The 20,771-nt window shown below is 38.7% G+C and carries 22 protein-coding genes; 5 read left to right on the forward strand and 17 right to left on the reverse strand.

Going from position 1 to position 20,771, the window contains the following annotated elements; all coding sequences use genetic code 11:
* Nucleotides 1-82 precede the first annotated feature (82 nt).
* Complete coding sequence (locus BM192_RS16380; RefSeq protein WP_037438470.1) at nt 83-1,684, forward strand: hypothetical protein; 1,602 nt, start codon at nt 83-85, stop codon at nt 1,682-1,684.
* A gap of 98 nt (nt 1,685-1,782) precedes the next feature.
* Nucleotides 1,783-4,335: a phospholipase D-like domain-containing protein gene (locus BM192_RS16385; RefSeq protein WP_234797577.1), complete on the forward strand. Its 2,553-nt coding sequence runs from the start codon at nt 1,783-1,785 to the stop codon at nt 4,333-4,335.
* Between the two features lie 39 nt (nt 4,336-4,374).
* Here the strand turns inward: BM192_RS16385 and BM192_RS16390 are convergent, their stop codons facing one another.
* From BM192_RS16390 to BM192_RS16455, 14 genes are all read right to left on the reverse strand, one after another.
* The gene (locus tag BM192_RS16390; RefSeq protein WP_037438472.1) at nt 4,375-5,175 is read right to left on the reverse strand and encodes a TIGR02391 family protein; all 801 of its coding nucleotides are present in this window, start codon (nt 5,173-5,175) and stop codon (nt 4,375-4,377) included.
* 10 nt (nt 5,176-5,185) lie between these two features.
* Nucleotides 5,186-5,458 carry a molybdenum ABC transporter permease gene (locus BM192_RS16395; protein WP_003002444.1) on the reverse strand — a complete coding sequence of 91 codons (273 nt, stop codon included), beginning with the start codon at nt 5,456-5,458 and terminating at the stop codon, nt 5,186-5,188.
* A 102-nt stretch (nt 5,459-5,560) separates the two neighbouring features.
* Nucleotides 5,561-6,010 (reverse strand): DUF3872 domain-containing protein, encoded by a 450-nt coding sequence (locus BM192_RS16400; RefSeq protein ID WP_074964051.1) that lies wholly within the window; start codon nt 6,008-6,010, stop codon nt 5,561-5,563.
* Nucleotides 6,011-6,022: 12 nt separating this feature from the next.
* On the reverse strand, nt 6,023-6,583 hold the full coding sequence (locus tag BM192_RS16405) for a conjugal transfer protein TraO (protein ID WP_037438473.1): 561 nt from the start codon (nt 6,581-6,583) through the stop codon (nt 6,023-6,025).
* Between the two features lie 20 nt (nt 6,584-6,603).
* Complete coding sequence (gene traN, locus BM192_RS16410) at nt 6,604-7,497, reverse strand: conjugative transposon protein TraN (protein WP_037438474.1); 894 nt, start codon at nt 7,495-7,497, stop codon at nt 6,604-6,606.
* A 24-nt stretch (nt 7,498-7,521) separates the two neighbouring features.
* Nucleotides 7,522-8,871, reverse strand: coding sequence for a conjugative transposon protein TraM (traM, locus tag BM192_RS16415; RefSeq protein WP_037438475.1), 1,350 nt, complete (start codon nt 8,869-8,871; stop codon nt 7,522-7,524).
* On the reverse strand, nt 8,858-9,145 hold the full coding sequence (locus BM192_RS16420; RefSeq protein WP_002978260.1) for a hypothetical protein: 288 nt from the start codon (nt 9,143-9,145) through the stop codon (nt 8,858-8,860). Before BM192_RS16420 ends, traM begins: the two co-directional genes overlap by 14 nt.
* 23 nt (nt 9,146-9,168) lie before the next feature.
* A complete protein-coding gene (locus BM192_RS16425) occupies nt 9,169-9,597 on the reverse strand; it encodes a hypothetical protein (protein WP_037438476.1) in 429 nt (142 codons plus the stop codon).
* Between the two features lie 11 nt (nt 9,598-9,608).
* Nucleotides 9,609-10,232 carry a conjugative transposon protein TraK gene (traK, locus tag BM192_RS16430; RefSeq protein ID WP_037438477.1) on the reverse strand — a complete coding sequence of 208 codons (624 nt, stop codon included), beginning with the start codon at nt 10,230-10,232 and terminating at the stop codon, nt 9,609-9,611.
* Between the two features lie 18 nt (nt 10,233-10,250).
* Nucleotides 10,251-11,246, reverse strand: coding sequence for a conjugative transposon protein TraJ (traJ, locus tag BM192_RS16435; RefSeq protein ID WP_037438478.1), 996 nt, complete (start codon nt 11,244-11,246; stop codon nt 10,251-10,253).
* A 2-nt stretch (nt 11,247-11,248) separates the two neighbouring features.
* Entirely contained in the window at nt 11,249-11,881 is a 633-nt protein-coding gene (locus BM192_RS16440) for a DUF4141 domain-containing protein (protein WP_037438479.1), read from the reverse strand.
* Between the two features lie 28 nt (nt 11,882-11,909).
* Nucleotides 11,910-14,414, reverse strand: coding sequence for a TraG family conjugative transposon ATPase (locus BM192_RS16445; RefSeq protein WP_037438480.1), 2,505 nt, complete (start codon nt 14,412-14,414; stop codon nt 11,910-11,912).
* Nucleotides 14,411-14,743: a DUF4133 domain-containing protein gene (locus BM192_RS16450; protein ID WP_037438481.1), complete on the reverse strand. Its 333-nt coding sequence runs from the start codon at nt 14,741-14,743 to the stop codon at nt 14,411-14,413. The genes BM192_RS16445 and BM192_RS16450 overlap by 4 nt, the downstream gene beginning before the upstream one ends.
* Nucleotides 14,744-14,754: 11 nt before the next feature.
* Complete coding sequence (locus tag BM192_RS16455) at nt 14,755-15,060, reverse strand: DUF4134 domain-containing protein (RefSeq protein ID WP_037438482.1); 306 nt, start codon at nt 15,058-15,060, stop codon at nt 14,755-14,757.
* Between the two features lie 192 nt (nt 15,061-15,252).
* Here BM192_RS16455 and BM192_RS16460 point away from each other — a divergent pair, with 192 nt between their 5' ends.
* The 3 genes from BM192_RS16460 to BM192_RS16470 all read left to right on the forward strand — a co-directional run bounded on the left by BM192_RS16460 (nt 15,253) and on the right by BM192_RS16470 (nt 18,619).
* Entirely contained in the window at nt 15,253-15,564 is a 312-nt protein-coding gene (locus tag BM192_RS16460; RefSeq protein ID WP_026706464.1) for a hypothetical protein, read from the forward strand.
* An 85-nt stretch (nt 15,565-15,649) separates the two neighbouring features.
* Nucleotides 15,650-17,821 (forward strand): TonB-dependent receptor, encoded by a 2,172-nt coding sequence (locus tag BM192_RS16465; RefSeq protein WP_037438485.1) that lies wholly within the window; start codon nt 15,650-15,652, stop codon nt 17,819-17,821.
* Nucleotides 17,822-17,824: 3 nt separating this feature from the next.
* Nucleotides 17,825-18,619 (forward strand): cation efflux transmembrane domain-containing protein, encoded by a 795-nt coding sequence (locus BM192_RS16470; RefSeq protein WP_026706462.1) that lies wholly within the window; start codon nt 17,825-17,827, stop codon nt 18,617-18,619.
* Nucleotides 18,620-18,679: 60 nt separating this feature from the next.
* On the opposite strand, the gene BM192_RS16475 is transcribed toward BM192_RS16470, so the two are convergent.
* Genes BM192_RS16475 through BM192_RS16485 form a run of 3 tightly spaced genes read right to left on the reverse strand, consistent with a single transcriptional unit; the run spans nt 18,680 to nt 20,502 of the window.
* Nucleotides 18,680-19,315 carry a hypothetical protein gene (locus BM192_RS16475; protein WP_037438487.1) on the reverse strand — a complete coding sequence of 212 codons (636 nt, stop codon included), beginning with the start codon at nt 19,313-19,315 and terminating at the stop codon, nt 18,680-18,682.
* Between the two features lie 2 nt (nt 19,316-19,317).
* Nucleotides 19,318-19,722, reverse strand: a complete 405-nt coding sequence (locus tag BM192_RS16480; RefSeq protein ID WP_026706460.1) for a DUF3408 domain-containing protein — start codon at nt 19,720-19,722, stop codon at nt 19,318-19,320.
* Nucleotides 19,723-19,734: 12 nt separating this feature from the next.
* On the reverse strand, nt 19,735-20,502 hold the full coding sequence (locus BM192_RS16485; protein ID WP_037438489.1) for a ParA family protein: 768 nt from the start codon (nt 20,500-20,502) through the stop codon (nt 19,735-19,737).
* Nucleotides 20,503-20,771: the final 269 nt, after the last annotated feature.

A 20,771-nucleotide genomic window follows, 5' to 3' on the forward strand; every position in this document is an offset into this window, starting at 1 on the left:
GTATTTGTCGCCACGATATAAATTTCAAGATAGTTTATTTTGTAAATTTGAAGAATATAGGTTACTGATAAATTAATTTTAAATGGCAGTATTACAAAAAGGCAATTCAAATTATCCGTTTTGGGGAGCATCAATAAATCTAATCACTGGACTTGACCCGTTAGGCCTTCAAACAACCTCAGAAGCGACTTACGCCACTATGTTGCCTGGAATTTCCAATTTGACTAATCGTCTCCGTTATTATGGGTTTTATTGTTGGCTTTTAGACTTCTATTTCAAGACCGAGAAGAAAGGCAACTCAAAAGAACAATATCGTTTTATCCGCAGAGCTGAATTGATGATTGCCATAATTATGCAAAGCGAGCGTAAAGGAGTTCAACAGATAACAGGAAGTAACTTTGCTTCAAACCTAATAAATACAGCTGAGGAAACTTATTTTGACTTAGCCGAAGGAGCAGACAAGGACAATACCGATAAAAATGTTTATTGGAAATATCCGTCCGGTGCATTCGGACAATATTATTACGGAGCAATGCAGGCACTTTCCTTAATTATTACAGCAATAAATGATGATGGAGATGTTATTTACAACATTAGTAAACCACACCCAAGACAAAAAGTTTCTGGGGAACAATTAGCCGAGGCTTTTGAAGTTTCATTGTCACCACAAATAAAAGAGTTATTTTATAGTAATATTAAAAAAGGAAAACTTTACCACTCTGATATTTCAGAACTGATAAAATATTTTGCGATTGACACGATACAAACAGAAAATGCCGAATGGCAACTATATGTGGAAATGCTTTTGGACAAAGACGAACCAAGTCAAGAAATGGAAGAACGTTTTACTTTTCACAGAAGGGAAACAATTTTGTCGCTCTTAAATACAGCTGTTAAAAATGAAAATAATTACGACTGGTATAGATTTCTATTGGAAAGTTACCGAAAGAAATTGGGAACAAATGGTTATCCTGAAACGGAAACTAATATTGGTTGGTACTGCTATCAATTAAATGAGTATTGGCAGTACAGTTGCGGCACGATGTTTTGGGCTGTATTACAACATCTTTACGATTTCCAACAAGACCAATATCTACCATTGTTTGTAAAGAAATTTTCAAGCAGTATTACAAATGAAATATGCAAAGAGCTAAAGCAAGCTACAGAGCCAACAAGTTCACTTGCAGAAATTTTGGAGTTAATCCCTGACACAGAAGATGAGGAAAACATCAAAAAGGAAATTGATGGAACAAACGACCCTGTTATAGTAGCAAAATATGGCTTTATTCTTTTGCTTCAAATATTCAAAAATAATAGAGAGCAACTTCATCCATTGAAAGAATTTATGAGCAGAAAAAAGATAGAAAGGGATGGGAATATGGTTGATGGTATCTTGACAGTTCACACAGCAGAAAACGATACACTTCAAGATTTTGTTGAACAATTTATTTTACGCAAAATTATTTACAGGCACTCAATGGTTGCACTCAGAAAAATGGGCAACGGCTCACAGGCTACTCACAAATTTTTTATTGAGGAACAATACATCCGTTTCATAGATACATTTCCTCCAAGAAACACATCGCCAAGAATGAACGCCTTGCAAAACATAATGTTTGATTTACAGGTAATCAACGACCAAAGGGTTTTATCGCCATTACATAAGAAACTTTTGATTGACTGATGATACTAGAAAGAGAAAACATACTAACATTGATAGGAAGCAGAAGATATCATTCTGCAATTCTTACTACCTTCAGCTTTGACTTTTATTTTTTTGAAATGAAAGCAATGAAATGGTTGCGTTCTTGTGGCGTGAGAAACATCAACGTTTTTATTGATGGACATTATTATTCAGAGTTAATGCAACAAGCGACAGGAGAAGAAATGCAACTTTCTGCCGGTTATTCACTTTATCCTGTTTTTCAAAAGTCAGTATTCCATCCAAAAATTTGGATGTTGTTTGGTGAAAAAGAAGGATTGCTTATTGTTGGTTCTGGAAACCTTACAAATTCTGGAAATGGCAACAATGATGAGATTTGGGGAGCATTTCATTTTGATATTCGTTCAACCGAAAATTCATCAGTCTTTTCGTCAGCTTGGGATTATCTATCAATTCTTTCATCGTCAGTTAAAGGACAGATGAATGAAAAAACTACAAAATGGATACTTGAACATTCTAAATGGCTGAATGAATTGCCAAAGACAAAACCATTTCAATTTTTCGAAACGTCGCAAAAAGAGAAGGTTGCTTTCCTGTTTAATACTGAAACAACTTCTATTTGGAACGAACTTTTAAAACATCTTAGCAATGAGAAAGTAGTAGAAATAACTACCATTTCTCCATATTATGACAAAAATGGGAAAGTATTGCAAGAACTTAATTCTCTTTTTCCTTCAGCCATAGTAAAAGTCATATTGGATGAAAGTGGTTTAATCCCTTCTGCAATGCAAGTGAGCAAAGCGTTTACATTTTACGATTGGTGTGATGCAGGCGTAAGCAAAATCCAATATGCAAAATCTGGAAACTCAAAATCAAAACTTCACGGGAAGATTATTCATTTCAAGACAAAAAATGGAAAAGAGTTTTGCTTGTTCGGTAGTGCCAATATTACACCTGCAGGATTGGGATTATTGGGCAAAAATTCAAATGCAGAAGTTTCACTTCTTATTCAGTCAGAAAAAGGTGGACTGTTAAATCAATTAGGCATAAAACTGAAAACAAGCAATAGTAAAACCCTTGATGAATTTACAACGACTACAAGTAAATCAATTTATGAAACTATAATCGAGAATAATCAATTTAAACTACAACTGCTATCGGCAGAGTTGATTTATGATGAATTTATACTTCATTCCAATGGCACCTATACCGATGAATTTAAGGTTGTTTTCTTCGATAAACAAAACCGATTTTTGTATTCCAAAACATTCTCAAATTATGAGAAAGAACTAAAAACAAAACTCAATTTAGAATTAGGCACTTTCCAATATGTGCAATTGACAAATATTAGTGAAGAGATTATCTCTAATAAACTTTTGATTTCAGATTATTTCCTCTTGGCAAAAACGCATCCTAATCCAAAGACAGAGGAAATTGAAAAAATTTATAGCGAAATCCAAAATGGAGAGCTGAGCAAAGTTCTCGACTTGTTGCATTATGCAATCTTTGATGAAACAGAAAATGAAACAGGAGCCAGCTTTTTAGATAGTAGGAGAAGCACGTTTACAAAGCTGAATGATGACAAAGAACCTGAAAAACTTTACGATCTCTCTTCCTATAAAGCAATAGAAAATTCTGGATTTGAAAAAAACCTTCTACTCTCTTCTCTTTCCCTACGTGTTTTAGATGTTTTGAAGTTCATCAATTTAAATGGAAATTCAACAAATAAACAAGCTGATATAAGTATTGATGAGCAAGAAGACGATTTAGGCAACATAAATGGAAATGAGGAAGGAGAAGTGGCAACGGTTCGTAACCTCTCTTTTGTCATTCTTAAATCTGAAAAAAGAAAGTTGATGAACTACTTTGATAACCTTTACAATTACCAACAAGAAATTCTCTATGGGAATAGTCGACCAAAAACATATAGGCCTACACTTACAGATTTGACTAAATATTTAATCGCTCTTGAGTTGATAAGTGAATACGGAGGGAAATCTGCAAAGTATGACGAACAAGACACGCACCATTTTTTCAGTTATTTACCATTTGTAGACGATTATGACAATAACAATGTAAAGGATTGTTGTTTAAATTTAATTGGCGACTTTTTGATGCTGGCAAGAAGCGGATTTAAAGCGTATGAATTTGACTATACAAAAAAGAAAATCGAGGAACTAAAAAAAGAGGCACTCATAAATACAATTGTTTGCTTAATTAACAATCGATGGAAAGATGATGAATTACATTACTTTTTTACTATGGCTTTAAATGCACTTCATTATTTAGGTTGTAGGAATGTAGATGATTTCAATAGCAATTTTGTAGAATTAAAATCCAAAATTAATATTAGAATTTCCGAGCTGAAAAACAGAACAAAAGTATTTGAAAAAAACTTAGAGATATTTTACGAAAGACTATGTCCTTCGTTTATAAAAGTGATTGAACAGATTGAAGATAAGAACTTTGATACATCAGCAGTTAACGGGCAAATTATTTACAAATCGCCTTGGGGTTATAGCTACGTTCAGTACGTAAATAAAACAAACGATTTTACTTTAATCAGACCTGGCTTTATGTGGGACTATGATAAAGAAGATTACATAAAACACAGTCCAGACGAAATTTATTTACCTCTAAAACTCTCATCTTTTATATGCACCGATTTGTAAGTTAAAAAATCGGATAACTTTTGGGTTATCCGATTTGCGCTATTTAAGTCCTGTTTTATAAGTGTAATCAAGTTTGTTATGAATAATTGTAGCTACAACCAATACTTCAGTCATTTCTGAAAGTTGAGTGTCTTCTAATATTTTCGGGTTATGCGCTTTTGGATTTCGGTACATAGAAAAAAATCCTTTACAGAAGTTGCCGAAACCCTTATGCTCACTTTCTTCGCTTGGATTATTCAGCATATTAAAAGCAAGCATAGGTCTTTTGTCTTTTCCTAAAGCAAAACAATCATCAACCAGATCTGCTCCATCTGAAGTATAGCCACTTTTCTGCCTAAGTCTTTCCGCAACACTTTTTGTGATTTCTAGTATAGAGTGAAAATAATTTTCTTTCAGCCATTCGGCTTCGCAGTATGGTAAAATTTCTGAATGAACTCCGATACCGTGTACTTTTTCTTTGATTTTAAGTGACCTGCTTTTAGCTTCTGAAATGGTTTTAGCTTTTTCAACTAGTCGGGGTTGTCCGGTTTTATCAATTTCTATCCCTTCGTAAACTAATTTTTCATTGATAGTTGTTCTGTCTCTTTCAAATTCGTCTTCGGAATTATATCTTTTAGGATTTAATAACCTAACTACAAATGCCAATACATTATTTCCACAATTGTCTTGTATTTGCTTTTCTTTTAATGCATAAAAAAGTCTGTCGGTTTTGTTTGTACCAATTTGCGATTGAGAAATATTAGCACCAGCTAAATGTTCTGTGATTTTTGTATGCGTTAATAGATTTGATATAATGTCAGATATATTTCGCAAGGTTATGTCATCAAAGGATTTTGTCATTTAAAAATGATTAATTCTGTTTCTGGATTTCCATGTTTTGGATTTCCCTATCTTTTTTCTCACGAGAATAAACCCAAAGTGATAAAAGTCCAAATATAATCAATCCATAAGCTATCCATTTACCAACCTTTTCAATAAATTTAATGAAAACCGAACTTTCATAAGATGAAAAACCTTCGGCTCCCATCGGACCACGCCTGTAAAACTTTCGTCGGTTAAGCCAATAGCGAAGTCCTAAACCTGCAATCAAAAATATTATTCCTATAACCAATGATGCGACCATAACAAAACACTTAAAATCTACTTTTTAAATTTACAAAAAAAAACAGTTTTAATATCCCTTAAAAAGAGAAATCCTGCTTTTTGTGGCAGGATTTCATTGTTTTTAATCAGCACTATTAAACTGAAAACTTATCTGTTTTTCATTTCCAAAGCTGTCCGAAATCCAAACATCAAAGGATTGCGAAACGGCAGATGTTGAAGTATAGTACAACCGAAATTGCTCTGTGGGTAATGGGTATAAATCGTTCGGTAAATATGGTTGCTCATCGTAATACCGCAATGTGCCTTGTCCGTCAAATTGGAAATAGCGAAGAAAATACTGTGTGTTGCTGTAATTGCCTGTTCGCTGTATGGCAATGCGTATTTCTACCGTTTGTCCATTGGCTACATCTTTTGGAACTGGCATCACGTTTACCTCGAAAGGAAAATCGTTCTGTATTTCGAGTTCATCATCTTTACTACAAGATACTAAAGTTACCGAAGCTGTTAGGATTGCCAGCATTACATATATCGGCACTAATCCTATTCTGAATTTATTAAATATTGCTATCATTGTTTTAAGTTTTTAAAAATTAAACCTTAATCCCACACCTGCGGATGGTCGGAATTGCTCTAAGTCTGTACCCCAAAATACTTTTGTGCGTCCTTGCAGGATTAACACAAAACGGTCTGATAGATATGTTTCAAGAGTGAGCCGTCCACCAGCTCCGTAGATGAAGTTATCCTCGCTCAAAATCTTTGCTCCGTCATACAACATCGCTTCGCCACGATTGATGCTTTCATAACCGACAACACCTGTTATTCCGAAGTTCAGCGTAATGTTTTTACGAGTATCGCCCAAAAGGAAGAAACTGTAGCCGCCTTCGGAAGTGTAGGTTTCCTGCGGTATGCGGAGGTCTTTGTAGTCGTGGTATTGGTGGGTGTATTCCAATGCCCAAAGCTGATAGTTCCCGTTTTTACCGTTCACGGTCATTCCAATATTGAGGTAATAATCATTGCCAATTTTATCGTTGGATACTACACCTGTACTTACTTCCAGTCCTTTCTGTTTTGGGAGCATTCTTTGTGCCTGTGTAACCGTGATGGCCATCAAGATGAGCATCACGGTATAGATATACTTTTTCATATTATTGGATTAAAATGTTATTAAAATTTTAGGTGCATATCGTTTATTAAACGAGCTTTTATCAAATCCGAATTTTCTACCTGCAAAGTTTGATGTCTGCCACCGTTCTTCTCGAAAATCTCAATCAACAGTACCTTGTCATCGGCAATGGTAAATTGGTCTAACAGGAACACGTTTTGTTCGGTTAGTTTCCCGCCAATCTCGTCCAAAGGCTTGTAAGTTCTGAGGGGTATCATCGGGCGTTCTTGTACCACAGTACGTTTGGCTACCTTTTTATCTACTACTTTGAAATTGATAAAATCAATCTGGAAAGGCACATTGGTTTTATTTCTCAATTCCGTATGGAAATAGTATTTGCCGTTGTGGATATAAATGCCTTTGAGAATAAACTGAATGCCGAAACTCTTAGCCCCAATGTGCTTTACAATCCGATTATCATTTTTGTAAATTGTTTCTAATAGCAAGCCTGCTAGTGAAGGCGAATTATTGCCCAATTCTTCAAAAAGCACATCGTTTCCATTGGCTTTATCCACTGCCTTTTGCATTGTAAGTAGGTCGTAGCTCATTGCCTCCGGGTAAGAACTGTAATACACATTAAAGCTGTAAAAACGTCCGTCATTCGTAATGACCGAAAAATTGGTTTCAGGTTCGAAATCCCTTACCGTTGCTTTTACACGCAACACGTTTTCCGCATCTTCTGCTTTTCCTGCAATTAGATATTCGCTTCCCAAATCCACATAACGGATAGCGGTCGGAAAAATCAAGTGCGAAGTTTTATCGTAGGTAACTTCCATTTTATACGGTTCTATCTTGCCTAATGCAAGCGGAGTTCTGATGCTGTCTTGTGCAAAAGATTGTACGGCAAAGCCGAGTATGAGGGCAATAGCCCAAAAGGTTTTTAAAATATTTTTCATTGTTTTATTTGTTTGAATTCAACATTATTGTTTAGATACCAAGAAGACTTGATGTCCTGCTTTCAGCGTAACTTTTGGGGTTCTTACCTTTTTAGCAAAATAGCCCGAAATTCCCTGTACCACGCCACGACTAAGATCTGCTGCAACCTGCTGTCCGGCATTCTGCGTGAGCATTACGCTCGTTCCACCAGTTTGGCTCATATTGCCTGCCATTTCGGTAAGGGCATTCATTTCCGGCGAATACGGAACGTACAAGCCTTGCTGTCCGTCCAAATCGTAAATGGTTATATCTACCGGGATGATATTGCCCTCCAGTTCTATCGAGGTAACTTTTAGTTGTAAACGCCCTCCCTGAAATTTCGCATTAGCCGTTAAAATCGTTCCTTTTGGAATGGTACGGCTCGGTGTTTTTGCAGGCTCTAATAATCGTAAACGCACACCTGTTTCGCCAACTACTGTTTGGGCATCGTGTACACAGGCTTTGATACTGTTTTTGGGTTGTGCCATTTGTTCCAAAGAGCCAGCGGTATAAAACCCACGGTTCTTTGTTTCGCTCCAATCCGCTAAAAAAGCACTGTCCGATGGTTCACGGTAAAGGGCTGATACTGTATTTTTTCTTGCTGATGTGAACGATACAAAATGCTCTTTTTGGTTAGTAGCCATAGCACTAATAGCATCCGGAACAGCACCATTAGCAGGTGTTGAATTTTCGGTATTCGCATTTTTTGGCAGATACTTTGCTGCCATTTCATAGGATTTCTCCATTAGCTTCAATTGGTCATCAACTGTGGCCACAGGTGGCACATCCTTTTCTGATAATTTTTCTTTCAATTCGTCCACCTGCTTACGCAGTTCCATTGTTTCAGCGTTATCATCTTGATAAAAGGAACTCAATGCGCTTTGGCTATTTCGATAGCTGTTCAAAGCAGGGTTACTGCTTCTTGCCGAATTTCTCCCACTACCGCCAAAGCTGTTGTTTTCCTCTTCTTCATTAAACGGTTCGTCGGTTGGCTCTTCTTTGTCTTCTGTATTCCAGTAGTCTGAAAGTGTAGCCAATGCATTGCGTTTTTCCTGCTCTTTGCGTTCGAGCATTTCCTGTTCATACGCCTTGCCTTTGTCTGCAGGCATTCCAGTTCCAGTAGCCTCTGGTACCGCATCGTTCAGCCCTACATTTTCAATTGTCTTTTTGTCTTCGGATGGTTTAAATATGAGGTACATACAACCCACGAAAACAATCGCCATTAAGCCGAAAATTAAGGGCTTTTTGAGCTTCTCCTTATTATTCTGTGTGCCGTCTTGCAACACATCAGCAGTTGCTGTCGAGTTCCCCTCCGTTACCCGAACAACCGATTTTTTGTTCTCATTTTCTTTCATAAATTTGATTTTTTAAAATTGTTGATACACTATCCTGCAATCTTGCAGGACTTCCATTTTTTTTGAGGACAGGATTTTCGATATGCTCTATGATCATATCGTTTCCAGACTTTGAGGTATCGTACCAGACTTTGAAAATTACACCTGCGGTAAGCAGTAGATATCCCACAAAAAAGTACAGGGTATATTGGTGCTGCTTGCGCACTGGCAATGCCTGCCAACGTTCGTCGAGCTTATCAAAATACCTATCCATATTTGCTCTTAGTTTTTTCATACTCTTAATTTTTTATGATGATGTTAGAGCTTGAACCGCTTGGAGATTTTACCCACATTTTGCTTTTGTTCATCATTAACCAAAGCAATTACCTCAACTGCATTGGGTACGACTATTAAAGAGAGGTTTGTCAGTTCCGATTTTTTTAGCAATTGCCCAAATTGGTCTTTTCTTGCCACCTCCATTCTGTTGAGTGAGAATTTGCCGTTCAGATAATTTACCCACATACTGCATTCTACACTTGGCTTGTCTTCTCCCGACCATTGTAGGTAGCCTGTCAACAACAAGTCTTGTTTAGGCAAAGTATCTGCACCTTTTTGGCAGCTTTCAAGGTAATCGCTGATACTGTCTTTCAACTTTCCGGCATACGCACCCTGCGTATGGAAATAGCCGTTATATCCTTTTTCTGTAAGGGTTTTTGCGAACGTGTTTAAATCTGATAATGCTTCCATAAGATTATTTTTTAGCGTTCGATGACTTCTATATCCCTGTTTTCCACGACTGCAAATTTTTCGATATTGAAGCCTTGTGGGTTGTTGTCAGAGCGAACGGAGTTGACTAGGTAGCCGGAAGTAATTAAGTTACGTCTGGTTACATTGCTTGACCGAATGATGAATTGTTTTGCATAGGTTCGTACCGCATAAGGATGTGTATCGAAATTGCAGACCACACTATCTACTTCGATGCGTTGCTGTACATTTCCTGATATAATACGACTGTAATAGCCTTTTTCCGATAAGTCTTTATAGTAGTCGAAGGCACTTTTGTCGGCAAGATTGAATGCCCTGCTCATATTGCTTTCTATAGCGTTTTTGTCGGGAGCAAGTGTAAAGAACAGTTCGTGAAAACGTCTGACGTGTTCCCTTGCTTCTACAGGTCGGTTGATGCTCGCATCCTGCGATAAGGCAAGCATTAAAGATTTTCCGTTATCCAATACATAGATTTTTTGGCGTTGTTCTTCTGCAAAACGGTAGGACTGCCATACGGCATATCCTACCACGCCAATGCAGAGAACCGCAAACACAATGGCATATAATCTTATCTGCCTAAAGCTGTTTTCGATATTTCTTAGCGTTTTAAATTCCATTTTTTTAATGATTTATTGTTATTTATTCATCAGTTTACCGCCAATGTTTCCTACTGTAGATCCTGCACCAGCACCTGCAAGGTTTCCTGCCTTCATCGCTGTTTGATTTACATTACGAGTAAAGTTTCCTGCACCTCCGGCTTGGATTACCCAACCTGTTACTGTTGGAATTGTGAAGTAGCCAACGATACCGATAATCATAAAGATGATGTACACCGTATTGCTTGTATCGGGTATGTAAGTTGGATCGGCAAGCATTGCTATATCCCGTTCTAAAATGAGGGATTGTATTCTTGCCAACATCGAACTGAACAAATCGGAAACAGGAAGCCACAGGTAAACACTAACATACCTCGTGATCCATTGAGTGAGCGTGGACTGAAATCCGTCCCAAACGGAAATAGCAAAAGCTATTGGCCCCAGTATCGAAAGGACTATCAGGAAAAATGTTCGTATGGTATCAATAACTAAAGCCGCCGCCTGAAAGAGTATTTCCAATAAATTGCGAAACCAATCCTTTATTGCTTTCTCTATCTTGTAGGCTTGCCTGTCCATATACATTCCTGCCATTGTACCAACGTCCGATGGCGACCAGCCCAATTCATCCAGCTTTTTATCAAACTCTTCGTCTGATGCCATATAGGCGGTTTCGGGATTTCTGACCATTGCTTCGTATTCTAATTGGTCTTTCTGCTGTTGCAGTTTGTTGAGATCAAGCACCTGGTCTTCGAGTATGGCGTGGGTTCCTGTAACCACCGGACTTAATACTGCATTAATGGTTCCCAACACAATGGTTGGGAAGAACATTATGCAAAGCCCCAAAGCGAACGGACGCAACAACGGGAATACATCGATAGGCTCGGCTCGGCTTAAAGCCTGCCAAACCTTTAATGCTACATAGAACAACGCACCCAATCCAGCCAATCCTTTAGCCACAGCCGCCATATCACCAGCAAGTGGCATCATATCATCGTAAAGTGAACGAAGGAGTTCGTGAAGATTATCCCATTCCATTTTTACCAGTATTTTTGGTTAGAAGTTCCGTAGAGTTCAAGCACTCTCTGTGCGTCGTTTTTCTTTTTCGCTCTTAGATAGCTTACAGAAATGTTCTTATTCGTGTAGTAGCGAACAAGGCTGTGGTAATCCTTAACTTCTTTGTACACACGGTCAATTACATCCATACGTTCTTTATCGTTCAGGGAAAGACTTGACGAGGTTATAATCTGCTTCAATTCTTTCAGCAGTTCGGTACTTTCATTGAGCAGTGCCGAATAACCGTTGCCGATTGCAACCAATTCCTGTGGTGTAAAATTGGGGTCGTTCATCATTTTTCCAAAGTTCTGAACATATATTTCGGACACATCGCCTACCAACAATACGGTTTGCTGTACTTTACGGGCATCTTTCACAAGGTTGTTGATAGCTTTCAGCTTATCGTAATATTCCTTGCCCTGGTCGTACACTTTCTTCACTTCGTTGAAGTTCTTTACCACATTGCTCACGGTGGAAGAAGTCTGTATGATTTCGTTCGCACTGTTGATAATTCCTGATGCCAGATTTGCAGGGTCAGTTACTACAAATTGGGCTTTAGCTGACGGTGCTACGGCGAGCATTAATGCCGTACACACTGTAAAAAAGATTTTTTTCATTGCTTCTAAATTTTAAAATGTTAATTGATTATTGATTTATTTTGTCACGCCTTTGCATTGCGATATGCTTGATGGCGAGTTCTACATTGCCGTCCAGTTCAGCAGCAAGCTGCATCACTTCCATTTTTTCGGTTTCTTCGGTGGTGTAAGCAAGGTATTCCTCCAAACTAACTTCGGTGGCATAGACTGCCGAGTGCGTACCACCTAAGCCTATCCAAACCTCTTTGTAAAGTCGGCTTGCATCGTTGTTCATATTGATAGAAAGTACCTGCCCTTTTTCCTTATCTGTAAGCCCCAACATCGCCTGTATATCATCGAACTTGTTCATATACTTGCGTTGATCTAAGAGGATTTTACAGTCAGAGTTATTGATGATACTTTCTTTGACGATGGGCGATTGGATAATATCATCGACCTCTTGCGTTACGACAATCGCTTCTCCGAAGAATTTGCGAACAGTCTTAAAGAGGTACTTGATGTATTCTGCCATTCCTTCTTTGGCAATCGCTTTCCAAGCCTCTTCAATTAAGATGAGTTTGCGAATACCTTTCAGCCTACGCATCTTGTTAATGAAGACTTCCATAATGATAATGGTAACTATGGGAAAGAGGATTTTGTGGTCTTTAATCGCATCAATTTCAAATACGATAAAACGCTTACTCAACAAGTCTAACTGCTTATCAGAGTTTAACAGATAATCATACTCACCACCTTTGTAGTAGGGTTCGAGTACGTTCAGGAAATTGGCAATGTCAAAGTCTTTCTCCCTTACCTGTTTTTCTTCGAGTACCTTTCGGTAATCGCCTTTTACATACTCATAGAAGCCGTTGAATGATGGGTAAACATCTTCTTGTTTGATGCGTTCGATATAGCCTGATACAGCATTTGATAATGCTACTTCTTCTGAGCGAGTTGGTGGTTCATCATCACGTTTCCAAAGCGTCAATATCAAAGTCTTGACACTTTCACGCTTCTCAATATCGAACACGCCATCATCGGTATAGAAAGGATTAAAAGCAATCGGATTATCTTCGGTATAGGTGAAGTAAACACCGTCTTCGCCTTTGGTTTTACCTTTGATGAGTTCGCATAATCCTTGATAAGAATTACCAGTGTCAACAAGCAAAACGTGAGCGCCTTGTTCGTAATACTGTCGTACCATATGGTTTGTGAAGAAAGATTTACCAGAACCTGATGGACCGAGTATGAACTTATTACGATTGGTAATAATTCCACGTTTCATCGGCAAATCTGAAATATCCAAATGGATAGGCTTCCCCGTTAATCGGTCAGCCATTTTTATCCCGAATGGCGATGGTGAATTATGGTAATTGGTTTCTTCTGTAAAAAAGCACAAAGCTGGCTCTATGAACGTGTAAAAGCTTTCCTCACTCGGAAAATCGCCAGCATTGCCCGGCATTCCTGCCCAATACAAAGTAGCTACGTCTGTAGTGTTATGACGTGGCTTGCATTCCATTAAAGCCAAAGCACTACCGCAATCATTCTTCAACTGTTTCAGTTCAGTAGGGTCTTCCGACCACGCCATAATGTTGAAGTGTGCCCTTACGGAAGATAGACCAAACGAATGTGCTTCATTGAGGTACTTTTCTATCCACTCTTTGTTGATTTGGTTGGCACGGCTGTAACGAGCCAGTGAGTGCATATTCCTTGCGGACTTCTCAAACTTTTGTAGATTGGCTTCGCTGTTATCCAAAAATAAATATTGGTTGTAAATGTGGTTGCAGTTTAACAACAAGCCCACAGGTGCGGCGAATGACAAACGGCAATCGCTACGGTCGGTAGATAGCTTTTCAAAACGGGTATCAGCCGATACCGTTCCGGGTAAATCGTCAGTATCGGATAAAGTGTGCAGGCTCAACCTTTTGTTCCCGATACGGACTTCTTCTGTTCCGAGTGCGATGTCCTGCATCGGTGTTCCGGCTTCCCTCGAAAGGGTAAGGTACTGTTCCAGCAATCCCTGTTTTTCGTCCGTACCGATAATATCTTCTTCGGTCAGGCGTTTTAGGGTTACAAAACCGCTATCGTTTACGATACGTTCAAACTGTGCCACCGCTTCCATAAAACGGTGTATCGTTTCCTTGTTCCTGATTTCCTTTGGTATTATTGAACCTTTGCAAAGTGATGAAAAATTACTTTGCAAACGCATACGCTCTTTGGTTGTCTTGGTTAAAAAGAGATAGCAGTAATGATTTAAAAACGGTCGCTCATTGAAATGGCGTTGATAAGATTTAGCCAAAAAACTCTGGTCTTCTATTGCCAAATCGGGAGCGTAACTTTCTTTGATGTACCAATCCTGTTTGTGGATGATCGTAAAATCCGGCAAAGTCTTGATAGCTTTGTGCCAGGCGGAATGAATGGCCTCATATTCCGCAGAGGCTACCGTAAATAGTTCCGGTAAACGCACTTCAAAACAGGCGGTAATGTCTGCATCTTTGGAAAGAATGCAGTTGTTTTCTACTGCCAGCAAAGGAAACTTGCTTTCCAATGTGGTGGTCTTTGCTACATTTCTCATACGGCATTCTGTTTAGAAGTGAATTTTAAATAGCGGTGTACAGGCTTGCGACAGATGATGTAACGGGGATGCCGTTTATTGGCGGTTATCTTCATCAATCCGTGTTCGCCATATTTCCTATTCAGTGAAAAGGTTTGCCATACAATGAGCGAAGCTCCGCCTGCTCCGAGGAACAGGCAGATGTAAGAGTTTACGCCTGCCATATACAGTATCATCACGAGGATAAGCGTACCGAGCAGCCCACCTGCGAAAATGAATAGGTATTGTGCTTTCAACCCTTTAAATTCTACCGTCCTGCCAATGCCTTTGTTTATGTTGTAACTGTTCATAAAGCAAAGGATTAAAGGAAGAATGAACGCAGGATGGTAGCCGCCACGATTAAGAAGATACACGCACCGAACCAGCTCGCCGCAGTTTTCGATGTGTCGGGGTCGCCCGAACTGAATTTGTTGTACACCTTAACGCCTCCTATGAGCCCAACCACCGCACCGATGGCGTAGATTAATTGGGTTGCGGGGTCGAAATAGCTTGTTACCATTTGGGTAGCTTCGTTGATACCGGCCGAACCGTTTCCCTGTGCGAACGCATAAATTCCTGACAGCATAGCTACGGCTGCCAGCAAAACTTTTTTTCTCTGTTTTTCCATAATTGAAACACATTAATTTGTTACTGTTTATCCCGCACCTTGCGGGCTTTCAAGACAAAGATGTTTCAGAAATGAAGGCGTTATAACAAAGTGGCAGTCAGTGGAATTGTTTGGCGGTGAGTGGCGTTATAGAGATGGAAAAAAGAGGATATATATATTTATTGGACAATGTTTATTTACTATCTTCGCAAAATGAAATTTATATCTTTAATATTAGCCGTTTATGTATTGCTGTTATCAGCAGTACCGACTTTTATTGAGGATAAATGTATGCAGGAGCATACAACCGAGCAAGGACAAAACGGACAGGAAGACCAAGATTGCAATAAGGGTTGTTGTTCGCCTTTTTTTAGCTGTAATACCTGTACGGGATTTGTTTTAATTACTTTTCATTTTTCGGTTACACATTCAGTAAAAGAACCCCAAAGAAAATTAGGAACAATGCCAACACCGCCTGTTTCTGATTTTCCCTTTTCCGTTTGGCATCCCCCACAGCTTGTTTAATATGTAGTGCCTTCAGCACAGTTTATTACCTGCGGTGCATAGCACCGCTATCATTCATTTATTCATATTAAGCATCATTTTTACAATGAAAAAAATACTCATTTTGTCATTTTTTATGGCACTAAACCTTTGTGTATATGCACAAAATACGTTCAAAGCTGTAATTAAAGACAGTGAAAAAAAAGAGCTTTTAATGGGCGTAACCGCACAGGTTACGGGAACTACAATCGCAACAACTTCAGATGAAAACGGACAAATCATATTAACAGGTATTCCAAACGGTTTGCAGGAAATTCAATTTAGTTATGTTGGTTTTGCCCAACGTACCGACAGCTTTAATTTTCCGTTAAAAGATACAACCCCGATTGAAATCCTACTTTCTGAACAATCGGAAGATTTGGAAGAAATCGTTATTTCATCAACAAGAAGTACAAGAACTATCCAAAATATCCCTACAAGAATTGAATTTATCGGAGGTGAAGAATTGGACGAAAAAGGCAATATGAAAGCAGGGGATATTCGTATGCTTTTGAGTGAGAGTACAGGTATTCATGTACAAACTACATCGCCCACAAGTGCCAACGCAAGTATTCGTATTCAAGGGCTTGACGGACGATATACGCAAATCTTAAAAGACGGTTTCCCGATTTATTCGGGTGCTTCAAGTGGGTTAGGTTTGTTGCAAATCCCACCCCTTGACTTAAAGCAGGTGGAAGTTATCAAAGGTTCAACTTCCACGCTGTATGGTGGTGGAGCAATAGCAGGTCTGGTCAATCTGATTTCCAAAACACCAACGGAAGAAAGGGATTTACGCTTTCATTTAAACGGAACATCAGGCAGAGGTTTAGACATCAACGGTTTTTACGGACAGAAGTTTAAGAAAATCGGAACGACAATATTTGCTTCGCATAATCGCAACGGAGCTTACGACCCTGCAAAAATCGGGCTTTCTGCAATTCCCCAATTTGAAAGGTATGTACTGAACCCTAAATTATTTGTTTACTTCAATGATAAAACAAAAATGAACTTTGGTATTAACACCACCATTGAAAACCGTTTGGGTGGCGATATGCTCTACATCAAAGGCAAAGGAGATAACACCCATCAATATTTTGAAGAAAACAAAACACAGCGTTATTCCACTCAATTTGTTTTTGACCATACTGTAAACGAAAACAGTTTTGTACAATTCAAAAACAGCGTAAGTTATTTTAACCGCAATACGGCTATTCCGAATTACGAATTTGAGGGAACGCAGACCGCTACTTTTACGGAAGCAAGCTATACGCACAGCAAAGAAAAATCGGAATGGGTAACAGGCGTTAATATTTGGACTGATAATTTTAAAGAAAAACAGATTACTGCATTTCCGTTGAGGGATTATACTCATACCACATTCGGGGCTTTCGTTCAAAATTCTTTTAAGGCTACCGATTGGCTTCAATTGGAAGCAGGTTTAAGGACGGATTATGTGATTGATTATGGAGCTGTTTTTTTGCCAAGAGTATCGGCATTGTTTAAGATTGCAAATGGATTGACTTCACGTGTCGGGGGCGGATTTGGCTACAAAACACCAACCATTTTTACCGAAGAAAGCGAACGCATACAATATCAAAACGTAATGCCTATTAACGATAAAACCAATAAATTAGAAAGGAGCTACGGAGCAAATGCAGACATCAACTACCGTACTAATATAGGCGATGATTGGACATTCAGCATAAACCAATTGTTTTTTTATACTTATCTGGATAATCCTTTGTTGCTTCAAAATCCATCTGCTAATCTTTATCAGTTCATCAATTCATCGGGCTACATTCATACTAAAGGAACAGAAACCAACGTAAAAATAGGATATGATGATTTGAAACTGTTTCTGGGCTACACCTTTACCGATACCCGATTGATTGAAAACGGAACAACTACCGAAAATCCATTAACCCCAAAACACCGTATTAACTCTGTACTGATGTATGAAATTGAGGATAAATGGAAGATTGGTTTAGAAGCCTATTATTTCAGTCCGCAAAAGCTCAATGACGGAACAATAGGAAACGATTATTGGACCTGTGGCTTTATGGCTGAAAAGATTTGGGAAAGATTTTCTTTATATATCAACTTTGAAAACTTCCTTGATACAAGACAGACACGTTTTGATAACATTTATACAGGTACTATAACCAACCCTGTTTTTAAAGATATTTATTCACCATTGGACGGATTTGTAATTAACGGAGGAATAAAATTTAAACTTTAAAAGATGAACAAAACAATATTCAATATTACAAAAATGGATTGCCCAAGTGAGGAGCAGTTAATCCGTATGAAACTGCAAAACTTTGATACGGTAAAATCATTAGAGTTTGATATTCCAAACAGAAAGCTGAACGTTTATCACAATGGAAATCCCGACCCGATTTTAACGGCTTTGGGAACACTAAACCTGAATACTACATTGATTTCAACTGAAGAAAGCAATGCAATTTTTGAAACAGATACAAATAATAACCAACGGAAACTACTTTGGACTGTACTGATTATTAATTTCGTTTTCTTTGGATTGGAAATGGTGTTTGGCATTTTTTCCAATTCAATGGGTTTGGTAGCTGATAGTTTGGATATGCTTGCGGACAGTATCGTTTATGCTTTGGCTTTATTCGCTGTGGGTGGAACAATAGCAAGGAAAAACAACATCGCCAAATTTGCAGGGTACTTTCAAATCCTATTGGCTGTTATTGGTTTTGTTGAAGTTATCAGGCGTTTTTTAGGCTTTGAAAAAATGCCCGATTTTCAAACTATGATTATCGTTTCTGTTTTGGCACTAATGGCAAATATATTTTGTCTTTACCTGTTGCAAAAGAACAAAAGCAAAGAAGCCCACATACAGGCAACTATGATTTTTACATCAAACGATGTTATTATCAATTCGGGTGTTATCGTTGCAGGGCTTTTGGTTCATTGGCTCAATTCAAGCTATCCCGATTTGATTATCGGAGCAATTGTATTCTTAGTTGTGGCAAGGGGGGCATACAGAATATTGAAGTTGGCGAAATGAGTGAGAAAAAATTGAGCCTGAAAAACTAAATTTCAGGCTCATTTAAAATCTTCTATTTTTTTACACAAACTCCCCAATGTCAAAATCACTCAAATCACTTTTCCGCAAAGTGGAAGAACCGGCTTCCGTTTCAGATGAAAGGGTGCTATCCAAAAGCTCGGCTATTTTTCGGGAAGCATCTTCCATAGAATTTTCCAATAGGTTGAATAACTCAGTCCCCTGTATTTTTTGCACTATCGCTATCGCTGTTTCCTTTTGGGCTGGTTCCAATTCTTCTTTTTGGAGCAACACCCCCACGGAGCTTAGTTCGTCATAGGTAACCCCTTGGGCAAAACCGTTATCACCACCAGACATTCCGTACCTGTTCCATTCTTCTTCCTCTTCCTCCAAATCAGGCATATTTCTGAAAACTTCGTCCAGCTCTTCCTGCGGAATTTGAGCACTTACGTTTTCATTTTCGTCGTATTCAATGTCTAAATTAGCAGGGTTTATCTCCGGTTCCTCAATTTGGCGTTCATTGGCAGTGTTTGGCACTGAAAGGCGTTCTACAGGTTTGGGTTGCCCCATAATATCGGGCAGGTTCGGATTGACTTTCTTCTGCGGAGGTTCTTGTTTTGACCTTTTATGAATGACAATCTTATCTTGTAAAAGCAGGACAATGACTATCAGCAGGCATATCACAATTACTATTTCCATAGCTACAAAATGGGTTTAAAATGGTCGTTGAAATAATCTGTAATATCTTCCCCGAACTCCTTGAAGTGGTGGTCAAGAATATTGTCAATGTATGAGTAGAGCGTTGTTCTTTCCTCCCTTGTTAATTGTACAATACGCAGCAATCTTTCGTGGTATTCAGGGCGTATGTAAACGACCTTGCCGTTACGACCGGACGGAAACCGATTGACCAAAAACGTTTCCTCATAGTCCGCTTTCTTTGATAAACTGTTACGGGCTTTTTCCCTGGGCTTGTTTTCTTTTGGTACGTCCTGCTTTTTGTTAATGGTCGGTGGAGCAACAGGCTCATCGCCGCTTATGACGTTCATAAGGTATTCCTCATCAACATTGGGCTTTTCAAAATCGTTGTTTTTGTTATCTGAACTCATAGTTTAATGCTTTTATAGATGAGTGATTTTTAAAAATTCCTCGACAAACAAATCCATTTTGGTTGCTTTCATTAACTGTGGTTCGGCAGGCAGCAAACTTGACCGGAATACATAACTACCTGTATCGTCTGTTTCCTTTCGGAAACGCTTGCTATCCATTATTCTTGTTTCCATTATAGGCAGGTTGAGTTCTTTGATGACACTTTGATACGCATCATACAAACCTGTTTTTTCCCTGCCGTCCACTTGGTTCCAAAACAGCCACATCTCTTGTTCGGGATTGCCCTCGTCCGTTTGGGGAAGTCCGAGAAAGGCTTTGGTAAAGCCCAATGTACTTTCCACTACCAAACGGTCGGCAGTAATGGGCGAAAAGATAAAGTCCATTTTTTTTAAGGTAGTCAGTACGCCTTTGGTATTGGCAGTTCCCGGCAGGTCGAAGAAAATAACATCCGGTACAACCACCGACTGGCTTCTGTATTCCGATGCTTTCTCCAAAGCTGTTTCAGCTTTGCATTTAATAATCGGGTATGCTTTTTTGTTGATGGCTTGAAACTGCTTCATTGCCGCTTTTTTATGGTAGCCGTTCTGCATTATGGTTCTCTTATCCCGTTCACGCATATTGGTCAGGCTGTGTTGCGGAAAGTCGCAGTCCATCACCAGCACATTAAAACCCAAACGGTAGTGAAGTACACTTGCCAGCAAAGTGGTCATTGTAGATTTTCCCACACCGCCTTTTTGGGTGGAGAAGCTGATTTTTAAAGTTTTCTTTGTTGTTTCCATTATTTAAAAATTTATTGTTACACACTTTATTTGTTTTGCAGGATTGAATATTGGTTTATCTGATTATTACCTCATTCCTATATTCCTGCATTCCCTTTTGGGTACTTTCCTGCACAGGTATCTGCTTTCATTTTTGCCTTGTCAGGTACATTCTTTGGCAAGTGGCAAACCTTGCAACAGGTAAATTGCTTTACCGCTTTTATGCTTTTATGCTTTTACACTTTTATTGTTTTATGCTTTTAAAACCTTATGCTTTTATTCCAAACTGC

Source organism: Pedobacter antarcticus, assembly GCF_900112985.1.
In the GTDB taxonomy this organism is placed as follows: domain Bacteria; phylum Bacteroidota; class Bacteroidia; order Sphingobacteriales; family Sphingobacteriaceae; genus Pedobacter; species Pedobacter antarcticus.

Coding starts and splice junctions, on each gene's coding strand:
- BM192_RS16380 (WP_037438470.1), top strand. CDS start 83: ATGGCAGTATTACAAAAAGGCAATTCAAATTATCCGTTTTGGGGAGCA.
- BM192_RS16385 (WP_234797577.1), top strand. CDS start 1,783: ATGAAAGCAATGAAATGGTTGCGTTCTTGTGGCGTGAGAAACATCAAC.
- BM192_RS16390 (WP_037438472.1), bottom strand. CDS start 5,175: ATGACAAAATCCTTTGATGACATAACCTTGCGAAATATATCTGACATT.
- BM192_RS16395 (WP_003002444.1), bottom strand. CDS start 5,458: ATGGTCGCATCATTGGTTATAGGAATAATATTTTTGATTGCAGGTTTA.
- BM192_RS16400 (WP_074964051.1), bottom strand. CDS start 6,010: ATGATAGCAATATTTAATAAATTCAGAATAGGATTAGTGCCGATATAT.
- BM192_RS16405 (WP_037438473.1), bottom strand. CDS start 6,583: ATGAAAAAGTATATCTATACCGTGATGCTCATCTTGATGGCCATCACG.
- traN (WP_037438474.1), bottom strand. CDS start 7,497: ATGAAAAATATTTTAAAAACCTTTTGGGCTATTGCCCTCATACTCGGC.
- traM (WP_037438475.1), bottom strand. CDS start 8,871: ATGAAAGAAAATGAGAACAAAAAATCGGTTGTTCGGGTAACGGAGGGG.
- BM192_RS16420 (WP_002978260.1), bottom strand. CDS start 9,145: ATGAAAAAACTAAGAGCAAATATGGATAGGTATTTTGATAAGCTCGAC.
- BM192_RS16425 (WP_037438476.1), bottom strand. CDS start 9,597: ATGGAAGCATTATCAGATTTAAACACGTTCGCAAAAACCCTTACAGAA.
- traK (WP_037438477.1), bottom strand. CDS start 10,232: ATGGAATTTAAAACGCTAAGAAATATCGAAAACAGCTTTAGGCAGATA.
- traJ (WP_037438478.1), bottom strand. CDS start 11,246: ATGGAATGGGATAATCTTCACGAACTCCTTCGTTCACTTTACGATGAT.
- BM192_RS16440 (WP_037438479.1), bottom strand. CDS start 11,881: ATGAAAAAAATCTTTTTTACAGTGTGTACGGCATTAATGCTCGCCGTA.
- BM192_RS16445 (WP_037438480.1), bottom strand. CDS start 14,414: ATGAGAAATGTAGCAAAGACCACCACATTGGAAAGCAAGTTTCCTTTG.
- BM192_RS16450 (WP_037438481.1), bottom strand. CDS start 14,743: ATGAACAGTTACAACATAAACAAAGGCATTGGCAGGACGGTAGAATTT.
- BM192_RS16455 (WP_037438482.1), bottom strand. CDS start 15,060: ATGGAAAAACAGAGAAAAAAAGTTTTGCTGGCAGCCGTAGCTATGCTG.
- BM192_RS16460 (WP_026706464.1), top strand. CDS start 15,253: ATGAAATTTATATCTTTAATATTAGCCGTTTATGTATTGCTGTTATCA.
- BM192_RS16465 (WP_037438485.1), top strand. CDS start 15,650: ATGAAAAAAATACTCATTTTGTCATTTTTTATGGCACTAAACCTTTGT.
- BM192_RS16470 (WP_026706462.1), top strand. CDS start 17,825: ATGAACAAAACAATATTCAATATTACAAAAATGGATTGCCCAAGTGAG.
- BM192_RS16475 (WP_037438487.1), bottom strand. CDS start 19,315: ATGGAAATAGTAATTGTGATATGCCTGCTGATAGTCATTGTCCTGCTT.
- BM192_RS16480 (WP_026706460.1), bottom strand. CDS start 19,722: ATGAGTTCAGATAACAAAAACAACGATTTTGAAAAGCCCAATGTTGAT.
- BM192_RS16485 (WP_037438489.1), bottom strand. CDS start 20,502: ATGGAAACAACAAAGAAAACTTTAAAAATCAGCTTCTCCACCCAAAAA.